Origin of the sequence: Prescottella subtropica (genome assembly GCF_005434945.1) — a bacterium.
GTDB classification, from domain to species: domain Bacteria; phylum Actinomycetota; class Actinomycetes; order Mycobacteriales; family Mycobacteriaceae; genus Prescottella; species Prescottella subtropica.
In genome coordinates, this window is record NZ_SKCH01000001.1 from 275,961 (window position 1) to 295,295 (window position 19,335).

A 19,335-nucleotide genomic window follows, 5' to 3' on the forward strand; every position below is an offset into this window, starting at 1 on the left:
CCGACCGGAATGTCGGGGTGTGCCGGTCAGCGGTCGGCGCGCCGGACTTCCAGGACTTCGCCGTCGAAGCCCATGGTCAGGTAGCCGCGCGTGCCCTGGTCCGGGTTGCTCAGATAGATCCCGGCCCCGGGACCGTGCTCGTTCTGCTTGACGGAGATGTGCGCGGCCGTGGGGCCGTCGACGGCGAGTGTGCGCTCGGCGCCGTAGAACAGGCCGATCAGGGTGGGCACGTTCGGGCGCAGCGGTGCCAGATCGACTGCTGGATCACCGCCGGGGCGGCGCGGCGAGGGGACACCGGACTCGGTGAACTGGGCGGCACCCCCATCGACTTCATAGGTGTATGCCTGCGCCAGTGCGGGTTTCCCCGGCACCCGGCGTTCCAGCCGCGCGTACCCGGGATGCACATCCAGCTCGTCGACCTCGGAGTCCCCGAACTTCTGTCGAATCTCGTCGAGCAACCGGTCGAGTCCCGCCGCGGTGGTCAGCTCCGCCGCGTCCGCCTCGGACCTGGCCGATACGGGCGAATCGCTCGAGTTCGACAGTCCGGCGACGGCGGCGATGCCACCGATCGCGAGGGCCGCTGCCGCGGCGAGTGCCGCGATCACACGACGAGTGCCGGACATCGTCAGTTCCCTCCGGCCGACGGAGTGGAGACGAAGGTGACCCGACCGTCGAACGTCGCAAAGAGGTAGCCGGTGCGGGTGGAGGGATCCTTGACGTAGATGCCGATCTCGGGGTCGGCGGTGATCGGATCGGGACGGACGATGATGTAGTCGATCCGGCCCGCCGGCAGCCCCACCCGCATCGGAGCCTCCGCGATCAGGTCACGGAACCGGTCGATCTCGATCTCCGCGAGATCGACCGTCGAATCGGAGGTACGAGAGGTCGGTGGCCCGCTCGGTTCGAACCCGCGGTAGTAGTCCCAGCGCTGGGCACGATGCGGCTGCTCGGGAAGCATGCGGGTGAACGTGCCGTGACTCTGCGCGAGATACAGATCGTCGACGATCCCGTCGCCGAACTTGTCGTGGAACTGCCGCCGGAACTCCGCGAACCCGTCGGCGGTCGCCGTGTCGATCGGCTCGATCACGATCGGCGCCGGCTCCCCCTCGGGCCGCGCGGGCTGCACCGGTGCCGGGGCGGCGACCGTCTCGGCGGGCGGCGTCGGATCGCCGTCGTCGCGGGTCCCCACGACCACCAGGGTCACGACAGCCACCACGACGGTCACCGCGGTCACCGCGGCCACCACGGCCGCGGCGAACCGGGCCGGGATCGGCCGCCGCGGCGGCGGTGGGACGTCGCCCAGCAGGCGGTCGGGGATCTGCAGATCCTCGGTGAGGGCATCGAGGTCGGCGAGCGTCTTCGCCGTCATCGCCACGTCGGTGCGGGACCGGTACTCGCTCGCGTCGAGTTGGCCGTCGCTGTAGCCGACGTCGAGCATCCCGCACGTGCGGACCCGATCGAGGTCGCGCGCACGGGTTCGCGGTGACGCTTGCCGGGACACTCCTGGGATCCTAGGAAATTGTCCGAAATGCCGCTCGACCACGTCTGGGAGCCATCGGACACCGCCTGTCAAGAGCGTGTGTCGGTCCCCACGTGCGACGGTCCGACGGGTCCTGTCCGTCCGGGACGCACGTACTCTGGTCGCGTGCGGATACAGCGGCAGGTCGTGGACTACGCGCTGCAGCGACGGTCACTGCTCGCCGAGGTGTACTCGGGGCGGACCGGCGTCAGCGAGGTCTGCGATGCGAGCCCGTACCTGCTGCGTGCGGCCAAGTTCCACGGCCGCGGCAGCGAGGTGATGTGCCCCGTCTGCCGCAAGGAAGAACTGACCCTGGTGTCCTGGGTGTTCGGCGACAAGCTGGGCCCGGTGACGGGTTCGGCACGGACCCCCGAGGAGATCGTCCGGTTGGCCGCGACCGAGGAGGAATTCTCGGTGCACGTGGTCGAGGTGTGCCGCACATGCAGCTGGAACCACCTGGTCCAGTCCTACGTTCTCGGTGCGGTGCCGGTACCGAAACAGCGGAGGCGAACCGCCGCGAGTCGCTCCCGCCGCACCGCCAGCGAGTAGGACGCCGACAGCTGCGCCCACCGGCAACCGAGGACTGTTCGACAGTCACCCGACTACTGGAGATTGGTACGTGAGTTCCCCCAACACGCCGCAGGGCGGCCGACCCGACGGGCCGAACCGGCCCGGCGGGCCCCAACAGAGTGGACGACCGACCGGGCAACAGCCCGGCCGTCCCGTGAACGGGCCCGCCGGTCCGCCGCCGCGCCGCAACCCGGGTCCGCCGCCGGTCGGTCGGCCCGTGCCCCGCCAGGGCCAGGGGCCGGGAGCTCCGCGTCCCGCCCAGCAGCGTCCCGTCCCGCCACGTCCCACCCAGCAGCAGCCCGTCCCGCCGCGTCCGGCCCCGCCGCGTCCCGCGCAGGGCGGCGGTGGCGGCCGTCCTCCGGGACCGCCGCCCGTGCCCCCCGGCAAGTCCGGTGGCGGATCCGACGGGGAGCCGCCGAAGCCGTCGAACAAGAAGATGACACCGAAGCGCTGGAAGATCGTCCGGCGCACGGTGCTCGCGGCCGTCGCGCTCGGTGTGATCGTGCCGATCCTGACGTTCATGGTCGCGTACGTCGCCGCAGACGTGCCCCGCCCCGGCGACATGAAGACCAACCAGGTCGCGACGCTCCTCGCCTCGGACGGGACGACGGAGATCACCCGGGTCGTGCCGCCGGAAGGCAACCGCACCGAGGTCACCATCGACCAGATCCCGCTGCACGTGCGCAACGCCGTGCTCGCGGCGGAGGACCGCAACTTCTACTCCAACCCCGGCTTCTCGATCAGCGGTTTCGGGCGTGCCGCCCGCGACAACCTGCTCGGCCGCGACAGCGCCGGCGGTGGCTCGACCATCACCCAGCAGTACGTCAAGAACGCGATGGTCGGCTCCGAACGCTCCCTCACCCGCAAGATGAAGGAACTGGTCATCTCGTCGAAGATGGCCAAGCAGTGGTCGAAGGACGAGATCCTCGCCGCCTACCTGAACACCATCTACTTCGGGCGCGGCGCGTACGGCATCGCCGCCGCATCGCAGTCGTACTTCGGTAAGCCCGTCGAGAGCCTCACCGTCTCCGAGGGTGCACTGCTGGCCGCGGTCATCCAGCAGCCGTCCGGGCTGGACCCCGAGTTCAACCGGGCCGGCGCCGAAACCCGCTGGGGCTACGTCCTCGAAGGCATGGTCGACACCGGCACGCTCGCCGCCGCCGATCGGGCCGCCGCCCAGTTCCCGCAGACCATCCCCAGCGCCGAGGTCGACTACGGCAACAGTGGCGGTCCGGAGGGGCTGATCAAACGTCAGGTGCTCACCGAACTGTCGGCGGCAGGGATCAGCGACCAGGACCTCAACACCGAGGGCCTGCAGATCACCACCACGATCGACCCGGCGGCGCAGCAGGCCGCGGTGAACGCGGTGGAGACGTACATGGAGGGCGAGCCGTCCGAGCTGCGCACCGCCGTCGTCTCCGTCGACCCGCACACCGGCGCCGTACGCGCCTACTACGGCGGCACCGACGGCACCGGCTACGACTTCGCGAACGCCGGCCTGCAGACCGGCTCGTCGTTCAAGGTGTTCGGTCTGGCCGCGGCCCTCGACCAGGGCATCCCGCTGTCGCAGATGTACGACAGTGGTCCACTCAACGTCCACGGCATCTCCATCGGCAACGTCGGCGGCGAATCCTGCGGCACCTGCACCATCGCCGAGGCGCTCAAGCGGTCGCTCAACACGAGCTTCTACCGGATGATGCTGCAGATGGACAACGGCCCGCAGGCCATCGCCGACTTGGCGCACGAGGCCGGAATCCCGAAGGACATCCCGGGTGTGGGCGCGTCGCTCACCGAGCCGGACGGCAACGGCCCCAACAACGGCATCGTGCTGGGCCAGTACCAGTCCCGTCCGCTCGACATGGCGTCCGCGTACGCGACGCTCGCCGCGTCCGGCGTCTACCACGAGCCGTACTTCGTGCAGAAGGTCGTCACCTCCGACGGCACCACTCTGCTCGACCGTGGCACCCCGACCGGGGACAAGCGCATCGACGCCGCCGTCGCCGACAACACGACGGCCGCGATGGTCCCGATCGCCGGGTACTCCAACGGCCACAACCTCGCCGGTGGTCGCCCGTCGGCGTCGAAGACCGGTACCGCGCAGCTCGGCGACACCGGAAAGAACAAGGACGCCTGGATGGTCGGCTACACCCCGTCGCTGTCGACCGCGGTGTGGGTGGGTACCGAGCAGGGCCTGCCGCTCGAGAACAGCTGGGGCGGCATGATCTACGGCTCCGGTCTGCCGTCGGACATCTGGAAGGGCACGATGGACGGCGCACTCAAGGGCACCGACGTCGAGAAGTTCCCGACCCCCGATCCGATCGCCGGCGTCGCGGGCGTACCCGCCTACACGGCGCCCGCACCGCCGAAGACGTCCGCACCGTCCACCTCGGCCCCGTCCACGACGACGACCCCGCCGCTGCAGATCACCACGAGCAACGTGGAGATCCTGCCGGGTGTGACGATCCCGATCCCGGGTATCGCGCCGGGTCGCACCACCGAGACGACGGAACCGGGCTACGGCGGCACCACCGACGAGTCGACGACGGAACCGGCGCTGCCCGAGGGCGGCCCGGCGGCACGCGGACAGCAGCAGCGGCCCGTCCCCGTCGGATAGCCGCATCCCGGTAGCCTCGCGGGGTGACCGGAAGCACGACAGGTGAGCCGGGGGGCGAATCGGCCACCCGAGACGGCGGCGAGTGGGTGTCCCCGGCACCCCTCGCCGCCGATCGTCGTTCGGCGGACTGGCGGGACGTGCCCGGCCGGACGGATCCGCTCACCGCGCAGTTGACGGCGACGATCGGCGGCCCCGTCGGCCGGCACGCCCTGATCGGCCGCACCCGGTTCTTCACCCCGATGCGGGTGATCCTGCTGCTGACACTCGTGTTCCTGAGTTTCGGCTGGTTCGCCAAGGCCGCGTGCATCCAGCAGGCCCCCGTCGGCACGGACGGGGCGCTCGGCCTGGACTGGAGCGGCAACCGTCAGTACGTCGCGATGTGCTACTCGGACACCGTCCCGCTGTACGGTGCCGAACACCTCGACGAGGGCGCGTTCCCGTACAAGAAATGGTGGGAGGAACCACTTCCCGACGGTTCCGTGCAGCGCCGCTACATGGAGTATCCGGTGCTGTCCGGGCTGTACCAGTACGGCTCGATGATCGTGGCGAAGGCGTGGCACGCCACCCCGTGGCTGCCCGGTGGTCTGCAGGTCGCGATCTACTTCGACGTGGTCGCGTTCGGGCTGGCACTGGCGTGGCTGATCACGGTGTGGGCCAGTGCGCTGCTGGCCGGCCGACGGGTGTGGGACGCGGCCCTGATCGCGTGCTCGCCGCTGGTGATCGTGCACGCGTTCACGAACTTCGACCCGCTGGCGACCGCGTTCGCGGCCGGCGGCCTGCTCGCATGGTCCCGGAAACGGCCCGTGCTCGCCGGCATCCTGCTCGGCCTCGGCGGGGCCGCGAAACTGTATCCGCTGCTGCTGCTCGGACCGCTGCTGGTGCTGTGTCTGCGGGCCGGCCGGATGCGGGCGTGGTCGCAGACCGCGCTGGCCGCCGCCGGCGCCTGGCTGGCAGTGAATCTGCCCATCGCGCTGCTGTTCCCACGCGGCTGGGCCGAATTCTTCCGACTCAACTCCGACCGCGGCGCCGACCCCGACTCGATCTACAACGTGCTCTCCTCGTTCACCGGGTGGACCGGGTTCGACGGACCCCTCGCCCCCGGTGAGGCGCCGAGCATGCTCAACGTGGTGTCGCTGCTCGCGTTCGTCGCGGTGTGCGCCGGCATCGGCTACGTGGCGCTGACCGCACCCCGACGGCCGCGGGTGGCGCAACTGTGTTTCCTGCTCGTCGCCGGGTTCCTGCTCACCAACAAGGTGTGGAGCCCGCAGTACTCGCTGTGGCTGGTGCCGCTCGCCGTGCTCGCGCTCCCCCACCGCCGGATCCTGCTGGCATGGATGACGGTCGACGCCCTCGTCTGGGTGCCGCGGATGATGTACTACCTCGGCGTCACCAACAAGGGACTACCCGAACAGTGGTTCACCGCCACCGTCGCGGTCCGCGACCTCGCCGTCATCGCACTGTGCGTGCTGGTGCTGCGGCAGATCTATCGGCCCACCGAGGACCTCGTCCGATTCGGGTTCATCGACGACCCCGCCGGCGGCGTCCTCGACCAGGCCGACGACGCCCCCCCGCGCCGGCTGCCGCGATGGCTGCGGCCGCGGGAGGCCGTCGGATCCGGGTAGCTGCTGTTACATCACCACGCCCCGGGTGGCGGGCCGCTTTCACGAGCCTTTCGGTGGATCATCGGTGCCAGTAGGCGTGCATCGGTTCGTTCCCGAGTGCACGCGTCCCATCCGTGATGACGAGCGAGTCGGAACTCAGGGTGTAGCGGACACTTCCGTTGGTGGCGACGAATCCCGACCCGGTCGGCACGGGGTCGTCGAGTTCGATCGACGAACCGTCGGACACGCGTACGCCTTTGTAGTAGTAGCGGCCGACGCCCGTTCGGCACACCACAACCCGAGACTCGGCGGTGCGCGCAATCACGACGGCTGGGTTGGTCGAATTGCATCGTGGTCCGGTGCCTCTGAGGAAGCCTTGATCGTCGGTGCCCGGGATGCGCGACGGCAAGGGGACGGCTGACGTCGCGGCCGAGTGCGTCGTAGGGGTGGAACGGCTCGTCGGTCCGGCCGATGTGTTCGGTGCCGAGTATCCGTAATCGGCGTAGGCGCGGGGCAGATCCGTCGAGGTGTCGTTGATCGATCGCACGAGGAATACGAAGCAGACCGCGGCGACGACTGCGGCGGTGAGCCAGATGTATCCGAGGATCAACCCGGCCAATGCGAGACCGTTGCCGTCCTCCCCGCTGCGCCGAATCTGACGGCGCGCGATATGCCCGAACGGGATCGCGAGTACGCCGCCGAGAATCCCGAAGACCAGGGCGAGAACGGCGAGGGTGTTGGTCGGGCGCGGCGGGTACGGGGGGACGGCGTACGAGTACTCCGGGCGCGCAGGATGTGGGTTGGGCACCACTCGGTCCTTCTCATCGGGTTCGAACAAGGGCAACAGAGCAGACTACGTTTCCTGTTTCGATCCCGGTGTGAAACGCGCGGACGACATCACGTCGTGTCGGGGTGTTCTGCAGATCGGCTCCTCACACCCGAAGTGCCGTGAACGGTGCGACCGGAATGTTGCGCACCACGAACCAGGCCACCGTGACGGCCAGGGCGGTGACCGGGATCCATTTGCCGCGAGGCAGTCGGGCGGGTCGGCCTCGCGCCCGCCCCCACGTCCACACGGTGTAGCCCGTGACGGCGAGGACGACGGCGATCGCCCCGACCGCGTTGAACCGCAGCGCCGCCGAAATGTCGAGGTGCAGGAGCGAATACAGCATGCGGGTGCCGCCGCAGCCGGGGCAGTCGATCCCGAACAGGGTCTTCGTCGGACAGGCCGGGATCACCCCGCCCGGGGTCGTCGGATCGGCCCACACGACGAACCCGCACACCGCGACCGCTGCTGCCGCGACGGCCGCGGGTGCGGTGAGACGCCGGGCACGGAACACGTCGTCGAGCGTAGCCGGGCACAGCACTGCTGCACGATCAATTTCGCAGGTCACAGGCCACTCGTGTACCCTGCAAAGGTTGCTGACGCAACGACCCTCCTGCCACGGACAGTCCGTGGCCGATTCACAGTCCATAGGAGGTGATGAGGTCTTATGCGTCATTACGAACTGATGGTCATCCTGGACCCCAGCCTGGACGAGCGCACTGTCGCTCCGTCGCTGGATACGTTCCTCAATGTCGTCCGTAAGGACGGCGGCAGTGTCGACAAGGTCGACGTCTGGGGCAAGCGTCGTCTCGCGTTCGAGATCGCCAAGAACGCCGAAGGCATCTACGCGGTCATCGATCTCACCGCGGAGCCGGCCACCGTCAAAGAGCTCGACCGTCAGCTGGGTCTGAACGAGTCGGTGCTGCGTACGAAGGTCCTGCGCCACGGCAAGTGATTCCCGTGTGATCCTGACCCGGGAATTCGTCGGCACCGATGTCGGTACCGGCACCTAGGCTCTGGAACAACAGGAACTCCCCACACTGCAGGAGGAACCACATGGCAGGCGACACCGTCATCACCGTCATCGGAAACCTGACGGCTGACCCCGAGCTTCGTTTCACCCCCGCGGGTGCTGCGGTCGCGAACTTCACCGTCGCGTCCACGCCCCGAGTCTTCGACCGTCAGTCCAACGAATGGAAAGACGGCGAGGCACTGTTCTTGCGCTGCAACATCTGGCGTGAGGCAGCGGAGAACGTGGCGGAAAGCTTGACCCGCGGCTCGCGAGTGATCGTGAGCGGCCGGCTCAAGCAGCGCTCGTACGAAACCCGTGAGGGCGAGAAGCGCACTGTCGTCGAGCTCGAGGTCGATGAGATCGGCCCTTCGCTCCGTTACGCCACGGCCAAGGTCAACAAGGCCAACCGTGGTGGTGGCGGGGGCGGCTTCGGTGGCTCCTCCGGCGGATCCGGCGGCGGACGTCCGGCGTCCAACAACAATTTCAGTCAGGGCGGAGAGGATCCGTGGGGTAGCGCGCCGCAGGCGGGCTCCTTCGGAGGCTCTCAGCCCGTGGACGACGAACCGCCGTTCTGATCCGTACCTCGATCGGAACATCCAGAAAACGGAGATAGACATGCCGAAGCCGCCGCTGCGCGACAAGGTTATGAAGAAGAAGGTCTGCACGTTCTGCAAGGAAAAGAACACGCAGATCGACTACAAGGACACGACGCTGCTGCGTAAGTACGTCAGTGACCGGGGCAAGATCCGCGCCCGCCGTGTCACCGGCAACTGCGTCCAGCACCAGCGGGACATCGCCGTTGCCGTGAAGAACTCGCGTGAGGTGGCCCTGCTGCCTTACGTCTCGACGGCTCGCTGAGGAAAGGGAGGGACGACATGAAGCTGATCCTCACCGCTGACGTGAACAACCTCGGTGCGCCCGGCGACACCGTTGAGGTCAAGGACGGTTACGGCCGTAACTACCTGCTCCCCCGTGGCCTGGCCATCGTCGCCACCCGTGGCGCCGAGAAGCAGGTCGAGGGCATCCGTCGTGCCCAGGAGGCCCGCGCGGTCCGTGGTCTCGACCACGCCAAGGAGCTCAAGGCTGCCATCGAGGGTCTCGAGGGTGTGTCGCTGTCGGTGAAGACCTCCGACGCCGGCAAGCTGTTCGGTTCCGTCACCGCTGCCGATGTTGCGGGCGCCCTCAAGGCTGCCGGTGGCCCGGTTGTCGACAAGCGCAACCTGGAGCTGCCGAAGTCGCACATCAAGGCGACCGGCAAGCACCTCATCGTGGTCAACCTGCACCCCGAGGTTGCCGCCAAGTTCAACCTGAACGTCGTCGCCGCCTAGTCGTCGCGTTCGCTCGGAAGGCCCCGTGGACATCGTTCGCGGGGCCTTCCGCATGCCTGGGGAAGAGCTGTGGATGAATTCGCCACGTCAGGACAGTTTTGTTACCCAGGCCATATCGATGTTCAGACTTTGTTCGCCGCACACTCGCGCACTGTCAACTCGTGCGACACGCCGAACAGAATTTCATCCACAGGGTTGTGTGCGAAAAAACCCGTATTGACCTGCTCTTTGTTGAGTGTGATGTTCGTCTGTCCCCAGTTCATCCACAGCTTGTCCCCAGTTGTCCGCGGACGATTAACACTCAGGGCCGCCGCGTCCCCATTTCATCCCCAAGTTTATCCACAGGGGTGGTTGCGGGGGCCTGTCCGGGCACTTACCGTCGTTGCGGGCGTGTCGCTCGAGCTGCCCCGGACGGCGGCACGGATTGTCGGGGCATGCGGGTACAAACAGAGTGGACACGGCGGCGGTACGGGCTACCGCGCAGGCCGTCGGAGAGCTCGTTGCGGGAAAGGCGTTCGCGTGGCTGTTGTGGATGATCGGGGCCGTTCCGAGTACCCGGAGCCGCCCGAGGAGCCGACCGAGGAGTTCGGCCGGCAACCCCCGCACGACATGGTCGCCGAGCAGTCGGTACTCGGCGGCATGCTGTTGAGCAAGGACGCGATCGCCGACGTGCTCGAGGTGCTGCGGCCGGGCGACTTCTACCGTCCCGCCCACCAGTCCGTGTACGACGCGATCCTCGACCTGTACGGCCGTGGTGAGCCCGCCGACCCGGTCACGGTGTCCGCGGAACTCGAACGCCGCGGCGACCTGCGTCGCATCGGTGGCGCCCCGTACCTGGTGACGCTCACCCAGACGGTGCCGACGGCCGCGAATGCCGCCTTCTACGCGGAGATCGTCGCCGAGAAGTCCGTGCTGCGCCGCCTCGTGGACGCCGGTACCCGCATCGTCCAGTTCGGCTACGCCGGCGCCGACGGGCAGGACGTCGCCGAGGTCGTGGACCGCGCGCAGGCGGAGATCTTCGAGGTCACCGAACGCCGCACCACCGAGGACTTCATGCCCCTCGAAGAACTGCTGCAGCCCACGATGGACGAAATCGACTCCATCGCCAGCCGCGGCGGAATCTCCCTCGGCGTGCCCACCGGATTCAGCGAACTCGACGAGATCACCAACGGGCTTCACCCAGGTCAGATGATTATCGTGGCGGCCCGGCCGGGCGTCGGCAAGGCGCTGTCGCTGGATACACCTCTCCCGACGCCCGACGGCTGGACCACGATGGGCGAGGTCACGGTCGGCGACCGACTCGTCGGTGCGGACGGCACGCCGACCACGGTCGTCGCCGCCACCGAGGTGATGACGGGGCGCCCCTGCTACGAAGTCGAGTTTTCCGACGGCACCGTCATCGTTGCGGACGAACAGCATCAGTGGCTGACCGAGACACGGGCGTCGCGCCGCTCCGCACAGCAGGCCGCCACGGGCTACAACCGCTACAAGAACCAGCGGATGTTCGCCGAGGTCCGCACCACGGCGGACATCGCGTCGACCCTGCGGTGCGAGACGGCGGATCGGCGGATCAACCATTCGGTGACGAATACGCAGCCGTTGCAGTTGCCGGCGCAGGAATTCCTCGTTCCGCCCTACACTCTCGGCGCCTGGTTGGGCGACGGAACGTCGCAGGCCGCCACGTTCACGACCGCGGACCCCGAGACGATCATGCTGATCGAGGCCGAGGGGATCGTGGCCGAGCCTACGGCCACGTACTTGCGCTACCAGTTGAAGCTTCCTGAGGCTCCGGAGGTCGAACCCCGCGACTGTGCGGTCTGCGGCAAGGAGTTCGTTCCGTATACGAGCGAGGTCCGTACGTGCGGCCGTTCGTGCGGCGGAAAGGCGTGGTTCCTCTCCGATCCGGTACCGGTACCGGTACCGACGTGCCCGATCTGCGGTGGGCCGTCGATCGGGAGACACATGTGCCGCACGTGCTGGACCACGATCGGCAGCGTTGACTCGAGGCTGCGCACGATCGGCGTCCTGGGGAACAAGCACATTCCGGTGCAGTACCTACGGGCGTCGGAAGCGCAGCGGCGGGCACTGCTCGCCGGTTTGCTCGATACCGACGGCACTGTCACCCATGGTGGCTCGGTGCAGTTCACCGGCACGAACAAGCGTCTCGTCGACGACGTATCCGAGCTCGTCGTCGGTCTCGGGTACCGGGTGCAGATGAGCGCGAAGAAGGTTGAGGGTCGCACGGAAGCCTCGTCCATCGCATACACCCTCACGTTCGGGGCGGATGACGACGTGTTCGGATTGACGCGAAAAGCACTGCTGCACAAGGAGCGTCGCGCGGCTAGTGGCACAGCCCGGATCGGTTCGCGGTACATCGTCGACGTTCGGAAGATCGACAGCGTTCCGGTTCGTTGCGTCCAGGTCGACAACGACGACCACATGTACCTCGCCGGCCGTTCGATGGTTCCGACGCACAACTCCACGATCGCTATGGATTTCATGCGTTCGTGCTCCATCAAGCACGGTCTGGCGAGCGTTATCTTCTCGCTGGAAATGAGCAAGACGGAAATCGTCATGCGCATTCTGTCGGCGGAAGCGAAGATCAAACTCGCCGACATGCGGTCGGGTCGGATGACCGACGACGACTGGACGCGCCTGGCGCGGCGGATGAGTGAGATCAGCGAGGCGCCGCTGTTCATCGACGACTCCCCCAACCTGACGATGATGGAGATCAGGGCGAAGGCCCGCCGGCTCAAGCAGAAGCACGACATCAAGCTCGTCGTCATCGACTACATGCAGTTGATGACGTCCGGCAAGAAGGTCGAATCCCGGCAGCAGGAAGTCTCCGAGTTCTCCCGCAACATCAAGCTGCTCGCGAAGGAACTCGAGGTGCCGGTGGTGGCGATCTCGCAGCTCAACCGTGGTCCCGAACAGCGCACCGACAAGCGCCCCCAGGTGTCCGATCTTCGTGAATCGGGCTCGCTCGAGCAGGATGCCGACATGGTCATGCTGCTGCACCGGCCCGACGCGATCGAACGCGACGACCCGCGCGGCGGCGAAGCCGACATCATCCTCGGCAAGCACCGTGGCGGCCCCACCGCCAACATCACCGTCGCGCACCAGCTGCACTACTCGCGGTTCGTGGACATGGCGCGGGGGTAGGTCGCCGTACTGCCGCTGACAACCCCCACTGCGGGAGGTTGCTGCGACCGTCTCTCGGTGTTCGGTGCAGCAACCGCCCGCGGCGTCTATCCGCTGTCGCTGTCGTTCCGTGCGGGCCCGACCCGCTCGCGCAGCCACGCCTCGACATCGACGCGGGCCGTCCTCGCCAGTGCTGTGGGGTGGGTCGTGAACCCGTGCGGCGCTTCGGGATAGATGCGGAGTTCGATGTCGTTGCCGGCGGCAGTCAGACGTCCCGCCATGGCGAGATTGTCCTCCAGCAGGATGTCGTCGGCTCCCACGACCAGCAGTGTCGGCGGCAGGCCGTGCAGGTCCCCGTAGACGGGTGAGATGTCGGCGGCGGTGCGGTCGTCGACGTGGCCGGCGTAGGCCTGGATGAAGTATTCGTCGGCGATCCGGTGTCCGGCCGGTGTCTGCGCGCTGATGTCGTAGGTGCCGAATTGTAGTGCAGCACCGTGGAATCGGCCCGCCACTCCCCTGTCCCGCAAGCGGAGCAGCGTTGTCACCGCGAGCGTGGCTCCCGCCGACCGTCCCCCGATCGTCAGCCGCGACGACCCGAATCGTTCGGCGGCATGTTCGACGAGCCACAGTGCCACCGCCTCGCAGTCGTCGGGTGCGGCCGGCCACGGATGCTCGGGTGCCAGCCGGTAGTCGACGCCGACGACGGCCAGGTGCAGCGCGTCGGCGAGCGCACGGTTGCGTATGTCGTCCCGGGCCGCGGACCCCAGGTAGAAGCCGCCGCCGTGGAAGTCGAGGTACACGCCCCGCACCGGGCCGTCGGTGGGCAGGAAGATCCGCACCGGCACACGGGTTTCCGCGAGTTCGACGGTCTCCTCGACGGTCGGCGGCTCGGCGGGTGTGGGAGCAGGTGTTGCAGCCCGTGCTTCCACCAGGTCCTCGAAGGTGCCGGGGCCACGGCCGGCCGCCCGCGCCCGGTAGAACTCCTGCGCCTCCGTGATCTGCTCGGAGGGCACATCGACCATGAGGCTTTCCAGCGTGAACCGCACGTGTCCTCCTCGCAGTCGGATGTCGACACGAGGGTAGCGGTGTGCGGAGTCCGGGGCCGGTGTGTCTCTACAGTGGCGGGGTGTGACACACCCTCGATTTCGGTAATCCTCTGCCGCCCGGCTGGAGCGATCCGGTCGATCAAGATCGCTACTGGCGGGCGTTCGTGGACCGGTTCGGGTTCCGTCCGGGCGTGGATGCGTCGTCGTGGCCGGTGATCGCGGAACCGACGCTGTCGCTGACGTTCGATCTGAGCACTCCGTCCGTGACAGAGGGGACGTTCGGCCATCCGTGGGAACAGACGCTCTGCGTGTTCGGTGAGCGACTGGTGAATTCGCTCGGACGCACGCTCGCGACGTGGCTGCCGATCGTGCGGGTCGACGGGCATCCATCCACCGGTAGTGTGGCCGAATGACTCTCGCCCGACTCGCCTGGATCGTCCTGGCCACGTTGACCGCTGCGTTCGGTTGGTTCGTGGCGGGGGAGCCGATGCTGCAGGTCACGTCGTGTGAGGTCGAATTTCTTCCGGGGCTCTACCCGTCCGAGTTGTGTCAGCAACCGATCGGTGACTACTTCGGTCCGGCGACCGTGGGCATGCTCGCGGTTCCGGTGTTGCTCTGCGTCTTTCCGGTGGTGGCACCGTTCGGTTGGGTCGCGGGCGCGGCCGCCGGGTTGTTGCTGCTCGGATCGCTGCGAGGCTTCGTCACCTCCGACTATGCGGCGAGTGTCTACGGCTTCTACCTTCCGATCGCATTGGTGGCCGTCGTATTCGCCTTCGGCCACGAGTTCCTGAGTAGCCGTCGACTGCCCCGGAAACGAGTGCAGCCATGACTGATCCGCGTGCGGACACCGACCGCAGCGCCGGTGACGACTGAGCTTTCGGCCTCGGGGTGCCGGTCGGTCTGTTGCTCGGCGCGGGTCTCGGTGTGCTCGCCGTGGTGACGATTCCGGTGGCCTTGCAGGACATGCTGCATGTGCCGGAGATGTCGCCGGTTCCGTCCGGTCTGCGTCGCCCCGATGGGCAGGGTCCGACTGCGATGTACTGGGTGACGTGGATCGTCCCGTTCGTTGCCGGTGTCGTGTTGGCCGGGGCACTGTGGGTGTTGCGGCCGTTGCGGCCGTTGGTGATTGCGCTGCTGATCGCATTCCTGGGCGTCGGAGGACTCTTCGCCGCCGTGTTCGGATCGCTCGATATAGGTGGCTTCGCACCGAGCTGACACCGCTTCTCCGGGTTACCCTGCCCGGTCGTCGCGAGCATCAGCCGGTGCAACGAGTCGATGACCGAGTCCGGTGCCCTCCTCGTCATCTGATATCGCTGGGATGTAACGCTGCCCGCCGGGTTTCCGACGTTCTCCCTGACGTGATGCACGGGGTGGGGGTCGCACCGGGCGTCGACCGTGAGTCGGGTTTGGGGAGTGCACATGACTGTTCGCGGATTCTCGACACGGCACCGCCTCGCGGTGCGGGTGACGACACCGATCGCGCTGGGCGTGGCCCTGCTGGTGGTGTTGGCGTGGGCTCTGTGGTCCACTCCGACCCGCACCGTCGACACCGAGTTGACGGCGTCCACCAAGGACTGCCACGACATGGTGACCCTGTCGATCGCCGGGCGTGGGGACACGCCACGGCCGGGCACCACGAAGATGCTCGTCGATGCGAACGGCAACGAACTGCCGGCGGCATCGGCGGACGACTACGTCAGTTCGTGGATCGACGAGGCGTCCAATGCGCCACTCGGCGCCGTCGAGCCGGGCTCGTACGCGGCGATGTACATCGCGTACCCGGCCGATATGGCGAGCTACGAGAACGCCGTCACGACCGGTGTCACGAACGCCGAGTCCGTGATGAAGGCGATCCGAATCTCCTGTCCGGACACCAAGTTCGCGATCGTCGGCTACAGCGAGGGCGCGGACGTGGCCCGTCGGGTCGCGATGAACGTCGGCCATCAGACGGCCGGCGCGGACGGCGTATACGGGCTCGTGGATCCGGCGAACGTCGTCGGTGTCGTCATCCTCGCCGATGCCGGCCGCGCGTCCGGTCAGGGCCCGTTCCCCGGTGCGAAGAACCCGTTCACGAACCCGGACGGATTCGACACCAAGTACCAGGACGGGGCGACCCCGGCACCCGGCCAGGGCGCACTCCCGGACACCGGCGGCGACGACTTCGGCGCCCTCGACGGCAGGATCGCGTCGTTCTGCTCGGATGGGGACCTCACCTGCTCTGCGCCGCAGAATATTTCACTGCTCCAGTTGGTGGTGAACGTGGGCCGGCAACTGAACGTCGACGCGCTCGAACGCGAACAGTTGACGCCGGCCACCGGCATGGACGTCGCGACCGTGCTGTCGCGGATCGCGCTCGACGCGTTCGCCGACATCGAATCGCAGCCGGACTGGATGCGCAGCGACGAGACGTTCCTCGAGGTGCTACTGAAGGTGTCGGACCCGTCGTACACGCGGCCCACCGCCACCGATACTGCTGCCGCCGACGTCTTGACAACGACTCCTGCTGCGGGAGGCAAGGATTCGATCGACGCGGACACGATGTCGCCACTCGCCTATCTGCCGCAGAAGCTGTTCAAGGAGATCGTCGGGCTGATCGTCACCAACCAGAACACCGTCCCGGTGATCATGAGCGACCCCTACCAGTTGACGTTGGCGCCGGGCGTCGGACACCACTTCGACTACTGGCGGGATGCCGCCGACGGCCGTCCGCTGACGTCGGCGGCGTATGCGGCGGCGTGGTTGACGCACCTCGCGCAGCAGGTGCAGGACGGGAAACGGGTGGACGCGTCGGTGAGGCCAGGTGCGACGGAACTGTCGGTGGCCCTCACTGAGGTCGAGCCGCCGAGCGGCACCCCGGGTACCACGCCGGACGCCGCCCCGGACACCGAGTCCCGGGAGTCGAGTGCGGACGCACCGCAGACACACGGGCAGGAGGCCGGGATGCCGTCGGCGACCGAGTCCAGGGAGTCGGCCCGGTCGGCGACAGCGACAGTCCCGGACGCGGTCGTCGGCACCACGGCCCCGCCGACCGCGGTCGAGACCACGGCCCCGTCCACGACGGTCACCACTACGCCGCCACAGAAGAGTCCGGTCGCGGGATCCGAGTCGACCGCGGAGGCCACGCCGACACCGGCGGGCTGAGAGGAATCCCCCGGGGGGAATCGGGCGGTGGTGCCGGAAGGGGTCCGGCGCCACCGCCCGACCACGGTCCACCAGGTCGGGGGTCCGGGGGACCGTGGGTCGATCGGACGAGCCGATCGACATGATGAACGCTAGTTCGACAGTGGGGCGGGGTGTAGGGGGATTTGCCCCGTGACCCCGGTGCGGTGGCGTGGGGATCACGCTCGGTGTCGGGGATTCGTACCGTTCGTCCGGCCCGACGGCGGTTCGGGCGCTATGTTCGTGATGCCGACGGACGAGGGGATGCCCATGAAAACCGACATCAGCTGCGGACCTGCCTTCGCGATCGCGGAAATCCATGTCCCGCCGGGTGGATCGGTCCGCGTCGAGGCCGGGGCGATGGCGATGATGCGCGGCGACGTCACGATCACCACCTCGACGAAGGGCGGCTTCATGAAGGGGCTACGCCGGTCCCTCGGCGGATCCAGCTTCTTCGTCAACGACTTCAGCAGTGAGAACGGCGGAATTGTCGGTGTCGCCGGCGCCCTGCCCGGCGACCTCGTCGAAACGGCGGTGACCGGGGAGGCGGCGCTGCTCGTCCAGTCCGGGTGCTGGATCGCATCCGACCCGACCATCGAGGTCGAATCCAAGTGGGGTGGCGCGAAGGGCTTCTTCAGCGGTGCCGGTCTGGTCCTGTTGCGGTGCAGCGGGCACGGCCAGATCCTGCTGTCCAGTTACGGGGCGATCCGGCCGTTGACCCTGTCGACCGGGGAGACGATGATCCTGGATTCGGGGCACGTCGTCGCCTTCGAGGACACCGTCGAGTACCGCATCCGCAAGGCCGGCGGCTGGAAGTCCCTGTTCCTCGGCGGGGAGGGCGTCGTCACCGAGTTCACCGGGCCGGGCCGGGTGTGGATGCAGACTCGCAGCACCACCGATTTCGTGGCCTGGCTACGGCAGCAGATCCCGTCGTCGAGCAGCGTCTCCAGCAGTAGCAGCAGCGACTGAGAACGTGAGGGTGCCGTCGTCGACGGGCGTGTCCCGCAGCACGGCGATGTCCTTGTAGTAGTCCATCTGCAGATTCCAGGGATCCACGGTGCCCGCCCGCGGCCACAGATCCAGCGACCGCTGGACGTAGCCGGCGGCGAAGTCGAGCAGCGGGCGGGTCGGCATGTCGGGGCGGGGGTTCTCGGCGACCGCGACGGCGGCGCCGAGTCGGTCCATCGTGGTGAGCACCCGGCACAGGTATTCGGCGACCAGATCGACCTTGAGGGTCCACGGGGCGTTCGTGTAGCCCACCGCGAACGAGAAGTTCGGGACGTCCGAGAGCATCGTGCCCTTGAATGCGAGTCGCGTCGTGATGTCGACGGGTGCACCGTCGAGGGACAGGTGGACGCCGCCGAGGGCGAGTAGGTCGAGTCCCGTTGCGGTGATGACGATGTCGGCGTCGAGGTGCCGGCCGGACGTGAGGGCGATCCCGGTCTCGGTGAACGTGTCGATGGTGTCGGTGACGACCGACGCCGTGCCGTGACGGATCGCCGCGAACAGGTCACCGCCGGGGACGACGCACAACCGCTGATCCCACGGCTCGTACCGCGGATTGAAATGGGTGTCGACGTCGAAACCCGCGGGCAGTCGACGTTTGTTCAGCCACCGGATCACGGCCCGCGCCTGCCGCGGGAACCGTTGGCACAGTTTGTACACCCACACGTTCTGGGCGATGTTCTTCTTGCGGGTGAGCCGGTAGCCGCGCTCGTCCCCGAGGACCCGTCGGAACACCCGGTACAGCGCGTCTTCCGCGGGCAGCGGAATGACGTACGACGGTGACCGCTGCAGCATCGTGACGTGTGCGGTGGCGTCGGCCATCGCCGGGATCAGGGTGACGGCGGTGGCCCCGGACCCGATGACGACGACACGTTTGCCCGCGTAGTCGAGGTCCTCCGGCCACTGCTGCGGGTGCACGAGTCGTCCGGTGAACCGTCCGGTTCCGGGCAGTTCCGGTGTGTATCCGCGGTCGTAGTTGTAGTAGCCGGTGGCGCAGAACAGCCAGTTCGCCGTGACCGTGGCGGTCCCGTCGTCGGTCTGCGCGGTGACGGTCCAGCGGGCGTTCCGAGACGACCAGTCGGAGTGAATCACCTTGTGGTCGTAGCGGATGTGTTCGTCGAGACCGTACTCGCGGGACGTCTCCCGGATGTAGGCGAGGATGTCCGCGGCCGGCGCCAGAGCCTTGTTCCCTCGCCACGGTTTGAAGTCGTACCCGTACGTCTGCACATCGGAGTCGGAACGAATCCCGGGATAGCGGAACAGATCCCACGTTCCACCGGACGCGGAACGCGACTCGAGGATCAGGATCGTGCGTTCGGGATGCTCGCGACGCAACCGGGCCGCGACCCCGATCCCGGACAGGCCCGCCCCGATGACGAGCACGTCGACGTGCCGTGGTGCATCCGTGTCGGACTCGGTCATCGGGACCTCCGTGTCGTGCCGGGGAATCACGCTCTCACTGCACGGTAGCCCGGTTTCCCGGTTCCCGGAATCACTCGGCCCTCGGATACGGT

19 protein-coding genes are annotated in these 19,335 nt (G+C 67.8%); 13 read left to right on the forward strand and 6 right to left on the reverse strand.

Annotated features, from left to right (window positions below):
• Window positions 1-26: 26 nt before the first annotated feature.
• Together E0497_RS01215 and E0497_RS01220 are read right to left on the reverse strand one after the other, a co-directional pair.
• Window positions 27-623 (reverse strand): hypothetical protein, encoded by a 597-nt coding sequence (locus E0497_RS01215; RefSeq protein ID WP_137722947.1) that lies wholly within the window; start codon window positions 621-623, stop codon window positions 27-29.
• Between the two features lie 2 nt (window positions 624-625).
• A complete protein-coding gene (locus E0497_RS01220) occupies window positions 626-1,501 on the reverse strand; it encodes a DUF1707 SHOCT-like domain-containing protein (protein ID WP_241665647.1) in 876 nt (291 codons plus the stop codon).
• Between the two features lie 144 nt (window positions 1,502-1,645).
• Here E0497_RS01220 and E0497_RS01225 point away from each other — a divergent pair, with 144 nt between their 5' ends.
• From E0497_RS01225 to E0497_RS01235, 3 genes are all read left to right on the forward strand, one after another.
• Window positions 1,646-2,068: a DUF5318 domain-containing protein gene (locus E0497_RS01225; protein WP_137722948.1), complete on the forward strand. Its 423-nt coding sequence runs from the start codon at window positions 1,646-1,648 to the stop codon at window positions 2,066-2,068.
• Between the two features lie 457 nt (window positions 2,069-2,525).
• A complete protein-coding gene (locus E0497_RS01230) occupies window positions 2,526-4,703 on the forward strand; it encodes a transglycosylase domain-containing protein (RefSeq protein ID WP_137723153.1) in 2,178 nt (725 codons plus the stop codon).
• A gap of 23 nt (window positions 4,704-4,726) precedes the next feature.
• Window positions 4,727-6,325: a glycosyltransferase family 87 protein gene (locus E0497_RS01235; protein WP_137722949.1), complete on the forward strand. Its 1,599-nt coding sequence runs from the start codon at window positions 4,727-4,729 to the stop codon at window positions 6,323-6,325.
• A 58-nt stretch (window positions 6,326-6,383) separates the two neighbouring features.
• Here the strand turns inward: E0497_RS01235 and E0497_RS01240 are convergent, their stop codons facing one another.
• The gene (locus E0497_RS01240) at window positions 6,384-7,112 is read right to left on the reverse strand and encodes a DUF4190 domain-containing protein (protein WP_161987373.1); all 729 of its coding nucleotides are present in this window, start codon (window positions 7,110-7,112) and stop codon (window positions 6,384-6,386) included.
• Between the two features lie 124 nt (window positions 7,113-7,236).
• On the reverse strand, window positions 7,237-7,668 hold the full coding sequence (locus tag E0497_RS01245; protein WP_241665668.1) for a DUF2752 domain-containing protein: 432 nt from the start codon (window positions 7,666-7,668) through the stop codon (window positions 7,237-7,239).
• A gap of 129 nt (window positions 7,669-7,797) precedes the next feature.
• Here E0497_RS01245 and rpsF point away from each other — a divergent pair, with 129 nt between their 5' ends.
• From rpsF to dnaB, 5 genes are all read left to right on the forward strand, one after another.
• A complete protein-coding gene (rpsF, locus tag E0497_RS01250) occupies window positions 7,798-8,085 on the forward strand; it encodes a 30S ribosomal protein S6 (RefSeq protein ID WP_137722952.1) in 288 nt (95 codons plus the stop codon).
• Window positions 8,086-8,186: 101 nt separating this feature from the next.
• The gene (locus tag E0497_RS01255; protein ID WP_137722953.1) at window positions 8,187-8,717 is read left to right on the forward strand and encodes a single-stranded DNA-binding protein; all 531 of its coding nucleotides are present in this window, start codon (window positions 8,187-8,189) and stop codon (window positions 8,715-8,717) included.
• A gap of 40 nt (window positions 8,718-8,757) precedes the next feature.
• The gene (gene rpsR / locus E0497_RS01260) at window positions 8,758-9,000 is read left to right on the forward strand and encodes a 30S ribosomal protein S18 (protein ID WP_127917760.1); all 243 of its coding nucleotides are present in this window, start codon (window positions 8,758-8,760) and stop codon (window positions 8,998-9,000) included.
• A gap of 17 nt (window positions 9,001-9,017) precedes the next feature.
• Window positions 9,018-9,470, forward strand: coding sequence for a 50S ribosomal protein L9 (gene rplI, locus E0497_RS01265; RefSeq protein ID WP_137722954.1), 453 nt, complete (start codon window positions 9,018-9,020; stop codon window positions 9,468-9,470).
• Window positions 9,471-9,989: 519 nt separating this feature from the next.
• Complete coding sequence (gene dnaB, locus E0497_RS01270) at window positions 9,990-12,632, forward strand: replicative DNA helicase (RefSeq protein WP_137722955.1); 2,643 nt, start codon at window positions 9,990-9,992, stop codon at window positions 12,630-12,632.
• An 86-nt stretch (window positions 12,633-12,718) separates the two neighbouring features.
• On the opposite strand, the gene E0497_RS01275 is transcribed toward dnaB, so the two are convergent.
• A complete protein-coding gene (locus tag E0497_RS01275; protein WP_137722956.1) occupies window positions 12,719-13,657 on the reverse strand; it encodes an alpha/beta hydrolase in 939 nt (312 codons plus the stop codon).
• A gap of 110 nt (window positions 13,658-13,767) precedes the next feature.
• Here E0497_RS01275 and E0497_RS01280 point away from each other — a divergent pair, with 110 nt between their 5' ends.
• From E0497_RS01280 to E0497_RS01300, 5 genes are all read left to right on the forward strand, one after another.
• Window positions 13,768-14,070: a DUF2716 domain-containing protein gene (locus tag E0497_RS01280; RefSeq protein WP_137722957.1), complete on the forward strand. Its 303-nt coding sequence runs from the start codon at window positions 13,768-13,770 to the stop codon at window positions 14,068-14,070.
• Window positions 14,067-14,486 carry a hypothetical protein gene (locus E0497_RS01285; protein WP_137722958.1) on the forward strand — a complete coding sequence of 140 codons (420 nt, stop codon included), beginning with the start codon at window positions 14,067-14,069 and terminating at the stop codon, window positions 14,484-14,486. Before E0497_RS01280 ends, E0497_RS01285 begins: the two co-directional genes overlap by 4 nt.
• 59 nt (window positions 14,487-14,545) lie before the next feature.
• The gene (locus tag E0497_RS01290) at window positions 14,546-14,872 is read left to right on the forward strand and encodes a hypothetical protein (protein WP_137722959.1); all 327 of its coding nucleotides are present in this window, start codon (window positions 14,546-14,548) and stop codon (window positions 14,870-14,872) included.
• A 204-nt stretch (window positions 14,873-15,076) separates the two neighbouring features.
• Window positions 15,077-16,798, forward strand: coding sequence for a cutinase family protein (locus tag E0497_RS01295; protein ID WP_137722960.1), 1,722 nt, complete (start codon window positions 15,077-15,079; stop codon window positions 16,796-16,798).
• Window positions 16,799-17,086: 288 nt separating this feature from the next.
• Window positions 17,087-17,785 carry a TIGR00266 family protein gene (locus tag E0497_RS01300; protein ID WP_161987374.1) on the forward strand — a complete coding sequence of 233 codons (699 nt, stop codon included), beginning with the start codon at window positions 17,087-17,089 and terminating at the stop codon, window positions 17,783-17,785.
• Here E0497_RS01300 and E0497_RS01305 read toward each other — a convergent pair.
• Window positions 17,729-19,243: a flavin-containing monooxygenase gene (locus E0497_RS01305; RefSeq protein WP_137722962.1), complete on the reverse strand. Its 1,515-nt coding sequence runs from the start codon at window positions 19,241-19,243 to the stop codon at window positions 17,729-17,731. The genes E0497_RS01300 and E0497_RS01305 overlap by 57 nt on opposite strands.
• Window positions 19,244-19,335: the final 92 nt, after the last annotated feature.